At 68.7% G+C, this 14,052-nt stretch carries 9 protein-coding genes; 6 read left to right on the top strand and 3 right to left on the bottom strand.

The features are described 5' to 3' along the window. Nucleotides 1-115 precede the first annotated feature (115 nt). Nucleotides 116-4,474, bottom strand: a complete 4,359-nt coding sequence (locus ACFY0T_RS31315; RefSeq protein ID WP_388877874.1) for a hypothetical protein — start codon at nt 4,472-4,474, stop codon at nt 116-118. 360 nt (nt 4,475-4,834) lie between these two features. Between ACFY0T_RS31315 and ACFY0T_RS31310 the strand changes: the two genes are divergently transcribed. Then, on the top strand, nt 4,835-5,215 hold the full coding sequence (locus ACFY0T_RS31310) for a hypothetical protein (RefSeq protein WP_388877871.1): 381 nt from the start codon (nt 4,835-4,837) through the stop codon (nt 5,213-5,215). 89 nt (nt 5,216-5,304) lie between these two features. Here ACFY0T_RS31310 and ACFY0T_RS31305 read toward each other — a convergent pair whose 3' ends face one another. Then, nucleotides 5,305-7,629 (bottom strand): transglycosylase domain-containing protein, encoded by a 2,325-nt coding sequence (locus ACFY0T_RS31305; RefSeq protein ID WP_388877869.1) that lies wholly within the window; start codon nt 7,627-7,629, stop codon nt 5,305-5,307. A 463-nt stretch (nt 7,630-8,092) separates the two neighbouring features. Between ACFY0T_RS31305 and ACFY0T_RS31300 the strand changes: the two genes are divergently transcribed. Genes ACFY0T_RS31300 through ACFY0T_RS31290 form a run of 3 tightly spaced genes read left to right on the top strand, consistent with a single transcriptional unit; the run spans nt 8,093 to nt 11,636 of the window. After that, nucleotides 8,093-8,620 (top strand): PadR family transcriptional regulator, encoded by a 528-nt coding sequence (locus ACFY0T_RS31300; RefSeq protein WP_388877866.1) that lies wholly within the window; start codon nt 8,093-8,095, stop codon nt 8,618-8,620. Beyond that, the gene (locus ACFY0T_RS31295) at nt 8,617-9,306 is read left to right on the top strand and encodes an ABC transporter ATP-binding protein (protein ID WP_388877863.1); all 690 of its coding nucleotides are present in this window, start codon (nt 8,617-8,619) and stop codon (nt 9,304-9,306) included. The genes ACFY0T_RS31300 and ACFY0T_RS31295 overlap by 4 nt, the downstream gene beginning before the upstream one ends. Continuing rightward, nucleotides 9,303-11,636, top strand: coding sequence for an ABC transporter permease (locus ACFY0T_RS31290; protein WP_388877860.1), 2,334 nt, complete (start codon nt 9,303-9,305; stop codon nt 11,634-11,636). Before ACFY0T_RS31295 ends, ACFY0T_RS31290 begins: the two co-directional genes overlap by 4 nt. Before the next feature lie 18 nt (nt 11,637-11,654). On the opposite strand, the gene ACFY0T_RS31285 is transcribed toward ACFY0T_RS31290, so the two are convergent. Further along, nucleotides 11,655-12,617 carry a LysR substrate-binding domain-containing protein gene (locus ACFY0T_RS31285; protein ID WP_388877857.1) on the bottom strand — a complete coding sequence of 321 codons (963 nt, stop codon included), beginning with the start codon at nt 12,615-12,617 and terminating at the stop codon, nt 11,655-11,657. Between the two features lie 158 nt (nt 12,618-12,775). On the opposite strand from ACFY0T_RS31285, the gene ACFY0T_RS31280 reads away from it, so the two are divergent. After that, nucleotides 12,776-13,330, top strand: coding sequence for a peroxiredoxin (locus ACFY0T_RS31280; RefSeq protein WP_388877854.1), 555 nt, complete (start codon nt 12,776-12,778; stop codon nt 13,328-13,330). Nucleotides 13,331-13,336: 6 nt separating this feature from the next. Further along, on the top strand, nt 13,337-13,870 hold the full coding sequence (locus ACFY0T_RS31275) for an alkyl hydroperoxide reductase (RefSeq protein WP_388877851.1): 534 nt from the start codon (nt 13,337-13,339) through the stop codon (nt 13,868-13,870). Nucleotides 13,871-14,052 lie beyond the last annotated feature (182 nt).

Raw genomic sequence — 14,052 nt, 5'->3', positions numbered from 1 at the left:
GTTGTGGGGGGGGGGGGCCCGCGCCGGGGGGGGGGGGGGGGCGGCGCGCGGGGGGGGGGGGGGGGCCCCGGCCGCCCCGCCCCCCCCACGCCTGTGGCCCTAGAAGGGCGGTGCCTCAGGGACGGACGACGCAGACGTCATCGGTGTTGCATCCCTCGAAGCCGGGAACCTCGATGTAGAACTCCCCGCCGTTCTGCACCCGCGCCTTCGTGTAGAAGCCCGACAGTCCCGGGCCTCTCCCCGCGTCTCCGTTCTGCTTGCCCGGCATGGAGGCTCGCCCGCAGATCTCCTTCCAGGTGGGCGGGTCGTACCGGTCGTCGTCGAAGAGGCGCCAGGTGCCGTCGTCCTGCTTCTCCGCGTAGAGCTGCACGCAGATGCCTCCGTTGACGACGGGTGTGGGTGTTCCTCCGCTCTCCTGGGTGGCGGCGAAGGGGAACTCGTCGCACTGCACGCCCTTGGTGTCCCCTGTGGCGTCCGGGTGGGCCGTCCACTTGCCGTCGCCGGTCTTGTTGCAGATCGTGTCGCGGTTGTGGTCCTGCTGCACCTTGTCCGTCATGCGGTGCATCGGCTTGTTGTACTTCTTGCTGCCCGGGTGGTCCTGCAGCTTCTCCCGCAGCACCCAGTAGTAGGCGGCAGCGGCCGGATACCGCTTGGTGTTGGTCTGCCACGTCGGTACGTTCTTGGCGAAGATACAGCCGGTCGAGTTGGGTACGGCGACGCTGTTGTCACATTCGACCTGGTCCCAGAAGGTCCAGGAGGGCTTGATGGTCGCGGCCGCTCCGGCCGCCTCGGGGGCAGCCGCCTTGAAGTTGAGGAACGTGCCCCGGTCGAACTTCTGGGACGTACCGGACACCGCGTTGTTCCAGGTGAACGTCCTGGTCGCCGACGCCCAGTGGGTGTCCACGATGGGCTCCCACACGGTGAGACCGTCCCAGCCGCCCTGGTACGCCTCGTCGCAGTCCGGTGTGCAGATCGCGTCCCAGTAGTCCAGGGAGACGGTGCCCAACGAGGCGTCGAGGGACAGCGGGCTCATGAACATCCGCTCGCGGAACACGGCCTTGTTCTCCAGCAGGATCTCCTCGCGGACCGCGAAGATGGCCGTCCCCACCGTCTTACCGTCGTGCTCCCACCTGATCACGACGGCCAGCTTGTTGCAGCCCTCGCGGCGGGTGATGGTGTAGCCGGAGACATTGGGGTCGTCGCACCACGGCACCAGAGGGGCGGCGGCCGCGGCGAGACTGTTCTTGGAGCTCTTGGGCTGCTCCCACTCGCTGACGCCGTACTTCTCGAGGTCGTAGTCGAGCTTGACGCACTGGCGTGTGCCCTTGTGGTCCGTGTCGACGCAGCGCTCCCTGTTCGCCGCCAGCGCCGTCCCCTCGGGATTCGGCTGCTTCTGCCGGTCCGTGTCCTCCCACTCCGGGTCGGGCGCGTCCGGATCGGCCTCCGGGATGACGATGTCGGGTACGAAGTCCCAGTCACCGGGCTCGAACGCCAGGGCGTCGAAGGCGATGTCCTCGTCCCCCGTGCCGTCGGCGGTGACCGTGTTCAGTTTGACCTCGGGCACGATCCCCTTGGTCCGGAAGATCCCGAGCTTCACCCACCGGTTGCGGTCACCGGGCTGGGAGACGGTTTTGGAACGCCAGCCGTTACGGGTCTTGATCTGGTACTTGGCGAACTTGGTCTGCGCGCCGTGATCGGGAAGGTGCACCCAGATCCGGGCGTCCTTGTCGAGTTCCTTGTTGAGCTTCCAGTCGGCGGTGATGTTCAGCCGCTGGCCCTTGGCGTCGTTGGCCCGGGTGTGGCCGAAGTAGAAGTGGCCGCCGAAGCCGGCTCCCAGTTGGTGGAGGTCGACCTTCGCCGGGTAGACGGTCTCGACCGAGTTGTTGGCGAAGGTGAAGCTGAAGGTGCCGGAGTTCGTCCAGGAGTTGGTGCAGCCGGGGCGGACGACGGGCGTGCCCGCCGGGACGTCGTCGACGATGAGGGCGCTGTCGGGCAGGCCGCTGGTGCTGCAGTTCGGCGGATAGGCCGTGCCGTCGGCCTCCTCCGGCGAGGTGTCGCCGAAGCGGATGAACTCGTATCCGCAGGTGTCGACGCAGTCGGTCTTCCACGTCACCGGCTTGTTCCACCAGCACTTGACGTCGTCGCGGCCGCAAGGGCCGCTGGAGGCGGTGTCGTTGGAGGCGCCGTCGGAGATCCGGCTGGGGTCGCAGCTGTTGGAGGAGTCGCAGAACGCGTCCTCGGGAGCCTTGAGGTGAGCGCGGTTGTAGAGCGCGCTGCCCTTGACGGTGACGGCCGCGCTGGTGCCGTTCCAGGTCGCCGGACGGAAGGCGGGGACCAACGTGCCCGGCGATTCCAGGAAGGACGGCGGATGTGCGGCGAAGCCGAGGACCTTCTCCTGGTAGGGCCAGTTCTGCGGGCGGGCGGCGGCACTGGCGTCCTCGCCGCCGGCGGAGTTCTCCATGAACGGCAGGCGCCCGGCGTCCCATTCGGGGTTGGCGGGGTTGTTGGCCCAGCCGAGGCCCCACGGTGAACCATCACCGGCGTTGGTGTGGAAGCCGGAGTTGTAGGCCCACAGAGCGAAGTACCAGTTCTCGGGGCGTCCCGTGGTGCCGTGGTTGGCGATCATGCCCGCGGCGCGGGTCTCGTTCCACTTGGAGACGAGGGTCTGCAGACCCGCGGCGATGTTGGCGGTGTAGTCGAGCGCGGCGGCCCGCTGCTTCTGGTAGGGCCAGGCCTCGCCGCCGTGGCCGTTTTCGCGGCCGGCCATGCGCATGTGGTCGGTGATCTGTGTGATGCCGTAACCGCAGTCCGCCTTGGCGAAGTCGATGTCCCAGTCGTTGCTGGTGTCACCGTCGTAGAGGTTGATGCCGTAGTAGTTGCCGATCAGCGGGCTGGCGGTGACGCCGGGGACGGCCTCGCGGCCGGCCTGCCACATGTTCGACTCCTGGGTGGTCACGCCGAGCATGACCTGCGCCATCGCACGGCCGCCGCCTTGCAGCGCCGGGTTCAGGAAGAGGGTCTGCGGCTGGTACGCCGGCATCCCCAGGTTCTTCCAGTCGGCCGGGCGCGAGATGTGCGTGTTCAGCAGACCCTTGACGGCCATGTCGACCGCCCACTCCACCTGGCGTGGCTTGGGCTGCATGGCCTGGTTGCGCGGGTCGTTGCGCGGGACGGAGCAGGTGCGCTCCTCCTCCACCGGGTCGTTGGGGTCACTGGCGGCCGCCGCGGTCACCGACGCCTTGCCGGTGCCTCCGGAACCGGACAGCAGCCCCGGGGAGGCGTCACGGCCCTGGCCCGCGTACGTCGACACGCGCCGGGCCGGGTCCACGGTGAACGAGGCCGTGCGCCCGGTGTCGCGGGTGGTCAGGGACATCTTCACCGCACGGGCCTTGGTGGCCTCGCCGGGCAGCAGCAGTGCGCCCTTGCCGTCGGCCCACGCCGTGTGGGTCAGCACGGCCTCGCCGCGCGTGGAGACGGTGACGTCCTTCGGAGTGGACGCCAACCGCCGTACGGTCGAGGGCAGTTGGGCGGCCGCCTGGTGGGTCGTGCCGGTCACGTACACGGTGCCGGCGCCACGGGTGAGGCCGGTCTCGGTCGCGAGCCCCCGGGCCAGGACCGCCGCCCGCGCGATGCGCGCGTTCGGGTGCGCCACGGCACCGGCGGCGATGTGCTTCACCTTGGACGTGGTGCCGCGCTTGTCGAGGAAGGCGAGCCCCCCTTCGCCGTCGGGCGTGAGCCGGTAGGGCACACCGTCGGTACGGACGAGAGCCTTGCGCCCGCCGCGGGCGTCGACCTTGATGACCTCCGCGCCGGAGGCCGCGGCTATGGATCCGTTCGCGACCGGGACCGCCGAGGTGATCTGCCCCCTGACCGGAATCGCCTTGCCCAGCTTGCCGGTTGAGGCGTTCAGCCGGAACAGCCGGGTGCCGGGCCGGTCCTCGCCGCCGGACTGCGTCAGGATCACCGACTCACCGGGTCCGCACCCCGGGTTGTAGTACGACAGCGAGGCCTTCAGCCTCAGCTTCGTCACCCGGCCCGAGGCCAGGTCCACCACCGCGGTGAACCCACCCCTGGCCATCAGCTGCGGCTTGTTGGTGAAGGTGCGCGGCGCGTAGACCACGACCGCCCGCTTCCCCGAGCCGGTGACGCAGGTGTTGCCGATCCAGGAGTCGGCGTCGAATCCCGGCTCGGACAGTGACGCGGCCGTGCGCCAGGTGTATCCGTCGCGCTTCCGGGCCGTGAGGATATGGAAGCCCTCCGCGTCCCCCGAGGTCGTCCACGCCAGGTCACCGGACGTCTTCCACTTCTTGCCCAGCAGCGTGGCCCGCTCGGCCGCCGGCACCACGTCGCGCCGGGTCTCGGCCGCCGCCTTCTTGGCCGGACTCGCCGGAGCCGGTGGATCGGCCCAGGCCACGGCCTGCGTCAGCCCCGCGAGCACCGCCCCGGCCGCCACGGCGGCCAGTGGTGCCCGCATTCGTCTACGGAATCTCAATTCTTCCCCTTCTCGCACGACCCCCGCATTACGGGAGTCCCGGAAAGGAAAGGACGCCTTGGCTGAAATTCGGGCATACCTGATGGCCCGCGCGTAGTGGTCAGAATTCGCGAAATTCAGGCTCCAAGGCCCCCTCCCCGTTTACGGGGAGAATGATCCAGACACGCATCCCGAGTCAACGAATTCCTTATGGAACTTTAGACTTCCGGATCACATGGCCGAAATCGACCGGCGAAAAATCGCCTGACAGAAAGAAATCAGCCATATGCCCGCGGACTCCTCGACCATGATCAACTGTTCGATCAACGTTCGGTAATGAATCGACCAAGGAGGGGGAACACCTTGAGATCCATCGCACGTCTTGCCGTCGTCGGCGCGGTCGCCGGAGTCCTGGCCACCGCCACGTCCGGCTCCGCCTTCGCCGAGGACTACACGATCTACAGTGCGGGCGCCGACGCCAGGTCCAAGTTCGTGGCGTACGGCGACCACCTGTACATCACCGACATGACGGCGGACGGCCACTCGGCCATCGGCATCATCGAAGTGGGTACCCAGTACTACTACTGGAACCGTGACGGCAAGGGCACGACCCGGCACGTAGACCTCGATCTGCCGGAGAACCACGCCATGGCGCTGGGCGCCGTCATCGGCGAATGGGAGGGAACTCCCACGGGCGGCATCATCTGGTCGACGCTCAGCACGGCCACCATCTCGACTTCGTAGTCAGCGGCGGATATCGCTCGTATACGAGAAAATGGGCGCCCGGTGGACCACCGGGCGCCCATTCGCGCGTTACTGGCGACTTTTGGACGCTATTGCCGGTCCGGATCCAGTGGATTGTCCGTGATTTCTTCGGTCGGCGTCCCCGTCGGAGTGGTCGGCCGCGTAGTCGTCGGCTCGGTCGTCGTCGGCTCTTCCGTCGGGGTCGGCGGGCTGCTGCTCGTCGGCGGCTCGCTCGTCGGCTCCTCGGTCGTCGGCGTCGACGACGGTGTGCTGCTCGGCCGCCGCGTGTACGTGGGCGTTTCCGTGGGCTCGACCGCCGCGCCCGACGTGGTGTCCAGGTCGAACTTGCTGACCTTGCCCATCGCGTCGAAGGTGTACGCCGCCCAGATCTGGGCCGGGAAGCCACCACCGTTGACACGGCCGTTCTCCGCGACGAGGCCCGTGGCGCCCTTCATGGACACCTGCTTGCTCGCGTTGGCGGTGCCGACCGCGCCCTCGCCGAACAGCCCGACCGACGTGACCAGGTTCGGCGTGTAGCCGGTGAACCAGGCCGACTTGTTGTTGTCGGAGGTACCCGTCTTGCCGGCGACCTGCTGGCCGTCGCGGGCCGGGTTGTCCCGCACCGCGACCCGGGCCGTACCGTCGTCGACCACACCGGTCAGCACCGAGGTGACCGTGTCGGCGGCCTCCTCGCTGATGACCTGGTCGCCGATCGGGTCGGGGAACTTGACCGTACGGTCCTTGTGCTCGGCCTTGGCCACGAGCGCCGGGGTGACCTTCTTGCCGTGGTTGTCGAGCGTGGCGTACACGCCGGCCATCTCCAGCGGGCTGGCCCCCATGGAACCGAGGGTCTGTGCGGGCACCGCCTGCAGTCCCTTGGTGTCCATGCCGAGTTTGTCGGCGACCTTGAAGACCCTGTCCATGCCGACGTCGACGCCCATCTGCGCGAAGACGGAGTTGATGGACTTGTTCGTCGCGGTCTGGACGGTGACGTTGCCGTAGGTGTGCTCGTCCTCGTTCGGCGGCGCGAAGGCGATGTCGCTGCCCACGACCGGGCGCCTGTTCGTGCCGTCGTAGATCGTGTTCGCCGTGATCGGCCGGCCGCTCTGCGTCTTTGCGTTCTCGGCCAGGGCCGCCGCAAGGATCAGGGGCTTGAAGGTCGACGCGACCTGGTAGTCACGGCGGGTCGCGTTGTTGTAGTAGTGCTTGAGGTAGTTCTGGCCGCCGTACATCGCCAGGACCTTGCCCGTCTTGGGGTCGACGGATGCGGCGCCGGCCTGGATGTTGGCGTCGACCTTGCGCTTCTTCGGGTCCAGCTTGCTGGTCAGCTGCGCCTTGACGGCCTTCTCCAGCTGGGCCTGCTTCTTCTTGTCGATGTTGAGCGTGATGGTCCAGCCGCCCGCCTCGACCATGTTCTGGGCATCGTCCAGGCTGGGGGCCGTGCCCTGGGCGACGAGTTGCTTCGCCAGCGCGCTCTCGGCCGCCTTCACCAGATAGCCGGTCTGCCCCTCCATGCCGGGCGCGCCCTTGGGCGGCTTGGGCACCGGGAACTTCATGGCCTGGCGCTTGGCGGAGTCCAGCCAGCCCTCCTCGACCATGTTGTCGAGGGTGTAGTTCCAGCGGGCCTTGACCAGCCTCTTGCCCTCGGCCGAGGCGACCGCCCAGTCGTACTGGCTCGGGGCCTGCAACAGCGAGGCCAGATACGCGCCCTGTTCGACCGTCAGATCGCTCGCGTCGACGCGGTAGTACGCCTGCGCCGCGGCCTGGATGCCGTACGCGCCCTCGCCGTAGTAGCTGGTGTTGATGTAGCCCGCGAGGATGTCGTCCTTGGACTTCTGGCGGTCCACCTTCAGCGAGATGACCAGTTCCTTCAGCTTGCGCGTGACGGTCTGGTCCTGGCTGAGGTAGTAGTTCTTGACGTACTGCTGGGTGATCGTCGAACCACCCTGCTTGCCCTTGCCGGAGAGGGTGTTGAGCAGACCGCGGGCCGTGCCCTTGAGGTCGACACCCGCGTCCTTGTAGAACGACTTGTTCTCGGCGGCGACGAAGGTCTTCTGGACGTCCTTGGGCACCTTGTCGAGGTCCACGACCTCACGGTTGACGTCGCCGGTGCGGGCGAGCATCGTGCCGTCGCTGTACTTGTAGATGTTGCTCTGCAGCTGCGCGGCCGCGTTGCCCTTCGGCACGTCGACGACCATGTAAAGGACGACGAAGGCGCCCATACCGAGTAGGCAGAGGCCGAAGAACGTCCCGGTGATCGTCTTCCAGTTGACGAACCGGCGTATGCCACTGCGGCCGCTCTTGCCCCCGGCCGAGGCTCCGGCCGACGCGTTGGCCGTCGCCCCGGATGAGCGCTTGGGCGCCGCGCGGCGGCCACGCGCCTGCCGCGCTCGTCTCTCTTCCGCTCGTCCCATGGGTCGATCCGCTCCGCTTCACTCTCGTGTGGCACACAGGTTCGTCGCTCAGGTCAGCTCAGCAAGCTAACACCGCGCGCTATGACAAAGGGCCGCCGATCCGGCCTTTTCCGGACGTGACAATCAGCACGCCATGCGCACCCATCCCACCGAAACCGACGACTGAGAGATGCGGAAGGTTGCCTGCCCGCGGCGACCGTGAGGTTTCTCGCCCCCGCCGCCCCTACCCGTCCCGTACCGGGGGGCTCCGCCCCCCGGACCCCCCTGAAAGACTGCGCAGTTCCCCGCGCCCCTCAAGGGGCGGGGAACTGCGCGACCGCGGGACGGGTAGGGGCGGCGGGGGCGAAAAAGCTCGGTGACGGAACCGTGACAATCGGCGCTGACCTGCGGCCCCGCACCCCGACCAAGATCTATGCGCACCGCGTATACGCGGGGTGTATACGCCGTGTGTAGAGTGCTCCGCATGTCCATCGGTCACACCCTCCTAGGGCTCCTGGAGTCCGGGCCCCGCCACGGCTACGACCTGAAGCGGGCCTTCGACGAAAAGTTCGGTCATGATCGGCCTCTGCACTACGGCCAGGTCTACTCGACGATGTCGCGGCTGCTCAAGAACGGGCTCGTCGAAGTCGACGGGATCGAGGCGGGCGACGGCCCCGAGCGCAAGCGGTACGCGATCACCGAGGCCGGCATCACCGACGTACAGCGGTGGCTCGCGACGCCGGAGAAGCCCGAGCCGTATCTGCAGTCGACCCTCTACACGAAGGTCGTCCTCGCACTGCTCACGCACCGCAACGCGGCCGACATCCTCGACACGCAGCGCGCCGAACACCTGCGCATGATGCGCATCCTCACCGACCGCAAGCGCAAGGGCGACCTCGCCGACCAGCTGATCTGCGACCATGCCCTCTTCCACCTCGAGGCCGACCTGCGGTGGCTGGAGCTCACCGCCGCGCGTCTCGACAAGCTCGCCGAGGCGGTGACGACCCGATGACTCCTCCCCCCGGCTCCCTGCTCGCCGCGTCGGAGCTTCGCAAGACGTATGGACCGACCACCGCGCTGGACGGTGCCGAGTTCTCCATCCATCCCGGCGAGGTCGTCGCCGTGATGGGGCCCTCCGGCTCCGGCAAGTCCACCCTGCTGCACTGTCTCGCCGGGATCGTGACGCCCGACTCGGGCTCGATCCTCTACAACGGGCGCGAGATGGCGACCATGAACGACGCGCAGAGGAGTGCGTTGCGGCGGAGCGAGTTCGGGTTCGTGTTCCAGTTCGGTCAGCTCGTGCCCGAACTGACCTGCGTCGAGAACGTCGCGCTGCCGCTGCGGCTGAACGGGACCGGGCGCAAGGAGGCCGAGCGCACCGCCCTGTCGTGGATGGAGCAGCTGGAGGTCGACGACCTCAAGGGCAAGCGGCCCGGCGAGGTCTCCGGCGGTCAGGGGCAGCGCGTGGCGGTGGCCCGTTCGCTGGTCACCAACCCGCGCGTACTGTTCGCGGACGAGCCGACCGGCGCGCTGGACTCGCTCAACGGCGAGCGCGTGATGCAGCTGCTCACCGACGCGGCCCGCTCGACCAACGCCGCCGTCGTGCTCGTCACGCACGAGGCACGGGTGGCCGCGTACTCCGACCGCGAGATCGTCGTACGGGATGGCCGGTCGCGGGACATGGAGCGCGTCGTATGAACATGCGTCAGTGGTCCAGGGACCTGGCCATGGGGGCCAAGTTCGCCTTCGTCGGCGGACGTGAGGGCTGGATCCGGGTCCTGCTGACGGCGGTCGGTGTCGGTCTGGGCGTGGCACTGCTGCTGCTCACCACCGCGATACCGAACGCGCTGGCGGTCCGGCACGACAGGGAGACCGCGCGCACGGACATCACCTACAGCGACTCCCACAAGCCCAAGGCCGACAACACCCTCCTCGTCGGGAACGTCGGCACCACGTACCACGAACAGGACGTACGGGGCCGGGAGTTGGAGCCCGAGGGGGCCAGGGCGCCGTTGCCGCCGGGGCTGAGCAGGTTTCCGGCCAAGGGCGAGATGATCGTCTCCCCCGCGCTGAAGAAGCTGCTGACGTCGGACGACGGGACGCTGCTGCGGAAGCGGCTGCCGGACCGTGTCGTCGGCACCATCGCCGAGCCCGGCCTCATCGGTTCGGCCGAACTCGCCTTCTATCGGGGCGGCGAGGGGCTCGCGTCGCAGGTGGACGGCGCCCGGGTGGCCCGGATCGACAAGTTCGGGGATCCGCATCCCTCGTCCGAGCGGATGGACCCCGTCATGATCCTGCTGATCCTCGTGGTCTTCGTGGTGCTGCTGATGCCGGTCGGCGTCTTCATCGCGGCGGCCGTGCGGTTCGGCGGCGAGCGGCGCGACCGGCGGCTCGCGGCGCTGCGGCTGGTCGGCTCCGACAGCCGGATGACCCGGCGGATCGCCGCCGGCGAGGCGCTCTCAGGCGCCCTGCTCGGGCTGGTCTTCGGCACGGGCTTCTTCCTGATCGGCCGCCAGATCGCGGGCTCTGCGGAGATCCTCGACGTCAGCGTGTTCCCGAGCTATATGAACCCGGCGCCCGCGCTGGCCGCACTGGTCGCCGTCGCGGTCCCGGCGGCCGCGGTGCTGGTCACCCTGTTCGCCCTGCGCGGCGTGGTCATCGAGCCGCTCGGCGTGGTGCGCACGGCCCGGCCCGCGCGGCGTCGGCTGTGGTGGCGGCTGCTGCTGCCGCTGGGCGGGCTCGCGATGCTCTACCCGATGGTCGGGAAGGGCCGGAACAACGGGGACTTCAACCAGTACCTGGTGATCGGCGGCGTCGTCCTGCTGCTCGTCGGCGTCACCGCGCTGCTGCCGTGGATCGTCGAGGCGGTCGTCGCCCGGCTCGGCTCCGGCGGGGTGGCCTGGCAACTCGCCGTCCGCAGGCTCCAGTTGAGCAGTGGCACGGCGGCCCGCATGGTCAACGGCATCGCGGTGGCGGTGGCCGGGGCGATCGCCCTGCAGATGCTGTTCGCCGGGGTCCAGGGCAACTACACCAAGGAGACGGGCAAGGACGTCTCGCGGGCGCAGATGCAGGTGAACCTTCCGAGCGAGGTCCCGCTCGCCCCGGCCGTACGGAAGTTCACCGAGACCAAGGGAGTACGCCATGCCTCGGCGTTCTCCGAGGGCTATGTCGGCGACCGGAGGTCGGACGCCGCGCTCACCGCCGAGATCACCGTCGGCGACTGCGCCTCCCTGCGCGAGGTGGCGACGCTGCCCTCGTGCCGCGACGGCGACGTCTTCGCCGTGCGGGGCGGCGAGTACGACACCGATACCCCGAAGCTGGCCAAGCCCGGCCGCACGCTGTACATCGACCCGTCGTACAGCGACCTCCCGCGCAGCAAGGAGGTCGCCTGGACGCTGCCGCAGAACCTGAAGCACGCCCAGTCGCGCAAGGACCCGGCCGGCATGTACCGCGGCGGCTTCCTGATCACCCCGAGCGCCCTGCCCGAGCGGGCCGCGCAGACCGTCAATGGCGAGATCTACCTGAGGCTCGACGAAACCGTGCCGGATGTGCGCGAGCTCGTGCGCAACACACAGGCGGCCATCGATCCGTTCTCGGTCCCCATGGTGTGGGCGGCCAGCGAGGAGTCCCGCCGCTTCACCTCCATCCGCACCGGCCTGTTCGTCGGCGCGACCTGCGTCCTGTTCCTCATCGGGGCGAGCCTCCTGGTCTCCCAGTTGGAGCAGCTGCGCGAGCGCAAGAAGCTGCTGTCGTCGCTGGTCGCCTTCGGAACCCGGCGCCGCACGCTGAGCCTGTCGGTGCTGTGGCAGACCGCGATCCCGATCGCCCTGGGCCTCGCGCTGGCGTCGATCGTCGGGCTGACCCTGGGCACGGTCCTGCTGAAGATGACCGACGTCCCGGTAGGCGTGGACTGGCCGAGCGTGCTGTCGATGACCGGCATCGGTGCGGGAGTCGTCGTCCTGGTGACGGTGCTCAGCCTGCCGCCGCTGATCCGTCTGATGCGGCCGGACGGGCTGCGCACGGAGTAACCAGGGTCTCCGGCACGGCTACAACACCCGTACGGGCAACGGCCGCAGCGCTTCCCTGAGCGCTGCGGCCAGTTCCTCGTACTCCGTGCCCCGTGCGGCGCCCGCCCGCATCGCGAGGGCGATCCGCCGGGTCGGCGCCGGATCCGCGAAGTACCCGGTGAGGAGCTGGTTGCTGCGGGTCGTCTCGACCTTGACCGCGGTACGCGGCAGGAGCGTCACGCCGAGTCCGCCGGCGACGAGTTGGACGAGGGTGGAGAGCCCCGCGGCGGTGGTGGTGACGGGCGCGTCCGCGCGGCCCGCCTCCCGGCAGATGTCGAGGGCCTGGTCGCGCAGACAGTGCCCCTCGTCGAGCAGCAGGAGGTTCAGCTCCCGCAGGGCCTCGCGCGGGATCCCCTCCCGGCCGCCCAGCCAGTGGTCCAGTGGGGTGACGAGGACGAAGTCCTCGTCGAACAGCGGGAGTTCGACGACGCCGGGCACACTGAGCGGCACGGCGAGCAGGAGCAGGTCGAGACGGCCGACGGCCAGCCCCTCCAGCAGATTGGCCGTCTGCTCCTCGTGCACCTGGAGGTCGAGGTCCGGGTAACGGTCGTGGGCGAGCTTGAGGACGGTGGGCAGGAGGTAGGGCGCGACGGTGGGGATGACGCCGAGGCGAAGCGCTCCGGTGAACGGCGCCCGTACGGTCTCGGCCTCCTCCATCAGCGCGCCGACCGCCTCCAGCACGGCCTTCGCGCGTACGGCGAGACGCTCGCCGGCGGGCGAGAGCAGCACCTTGCGGGTCGTACGCTCCAGCAGGGTCACCCCGAGTGTCTCCTCCAGGGCGGAGACCGCGCCCGACAGCGCGGGCTGGCTCATGCCGATCGCGGCGGCCGCGTCACGGAAGTGCAGATGCTCGGCCACGGCGGCGAAGGCGCGCAGCTGGGCGAGGCTGGGCTGACGGCGGCTGTTCCCCTTGGAGCTCGTCTTGCCGATGGGGCTCGCCATGGCCGTACCTCTTACTCATAGTGACTGATAGATGCAGCCGATCAACACGACCGAGTGTAGCTATTTCCCTAATCAATGCAGCGTGTGCCACCATCGAGATCGTCCAACCCATGGGAAAAGCCCCCAAAAAGGGCGATTCCTCGCTGCAAGGAGAGCGTGTGCTCACTGTCGGTGACAAGTTCCCCGAGTTCGACCTGACTGCCTGTGTCTCGCTGGAGAAGGGCAAGGAGTTCGAGCAGATCAACCACAAGACCTACGAGGGCAAGTGGAAGATCGTCTTTGCGTGGCCCAAGGACTTCACCTTCGTGTGCCCCACCGAGATCGCGGCCTTCGGCAAGCTGAACGACGAGTTCGCCGACCGTGACGCCCAGGTGCTCGGCTTCTCCGGCGACTCCGAATTCGTGCACCACGCCTGGCGCAAGGACCACGACGACCTGCGCGACCTGCCCTTCCCGATGATGGCCGACTCGAAGCACGAGCTCATGCGTGACCTCGGCATCGAGGGCGAGGACGGCTTCGCCAAGCGCGCCGTGTTCATCGTCGACCAGAACAACGAGATCCAGTTCTCCATGGTGACCGCCGGCTCCGTCGGGCGTAACCCCAAGGAGGTCCTGCGGGTCCTGGACGCCCTGCAGACGGACGAGCTGTGCCCGTGCAACTGGACCAAGGGCGAGTCGACCCTCGACCCGGTCGCGCTGCTGGCCGGTGAGTGACCTTCCATGGCCCTCGATGAACTGAAGTCCGCCATCCCGGACTACGCGAAGGACCTGCGCCTGAACCTGGGCTCGGTCATCGGCAACTCCGACCTGCCGCAGCAGCAGCTGTGGGGGACGGTGCTGGCGTGCGCCATCGCGTCCCGCTCGCCTCGCGTGCTGCGCGAGCTGGAGCCCGAGGCGAAGGCTCAGCTGTCGCCCGAGGCGTACACCGCCGCCAAGTCGGCCGCCGCGATCATGGCGATGAACAACGTCTTCTACCGGACGCGGCATCTGCTCTCCGACCCGGAGTACGGGACGCTGCGGGCGGGTCTGCGGATGAACGTCATCGGCAACCCCGGTGTCGAGAAGGTCGACTTCGAGCTGTGGTCGCTCGCCGTGTCCGCCGTGAACGGGTGCGGGCAGTGCCTCGACTCGCACGAGCAGGTGCTCCGCAAGGCGGGGGTCGATCGGGAGACGATCCAGGAGGCCTTCAAGATCGCGGCGGTGATTCAGGCGGTCGGTACGACGCTGGACGCCGAGGCGGTCCTGGCGGAGTAGCCTCCGCGAGCCTTGTCTCTACTGGGGCCCCGTCCACCTCTGTTGGGGGTGGGCGGGGCCTTGGTTTTTTTCGCCCCCTCCGCCCCTACCCGTCCCGTCCCGGGGGGGGGGGGCCCCCCCCCCCCCCACAAAAAAAAACAAACAACAACCCCCCCCCACCCCGCGGGGGCAGCGGGGCCCAA

The organism is Streptomyces sp. NPDC001530, assembly GCF_042894545.1.
Classification (GTDB): domain Bacteria; phylum Actinomycetota; class Actinomycetes; order Streptomycetales; family Streptomycetaceae; genus Streptomyces.
This window is presented reverse-complemented; position numbering and strand designations above follow the sequence as displayed.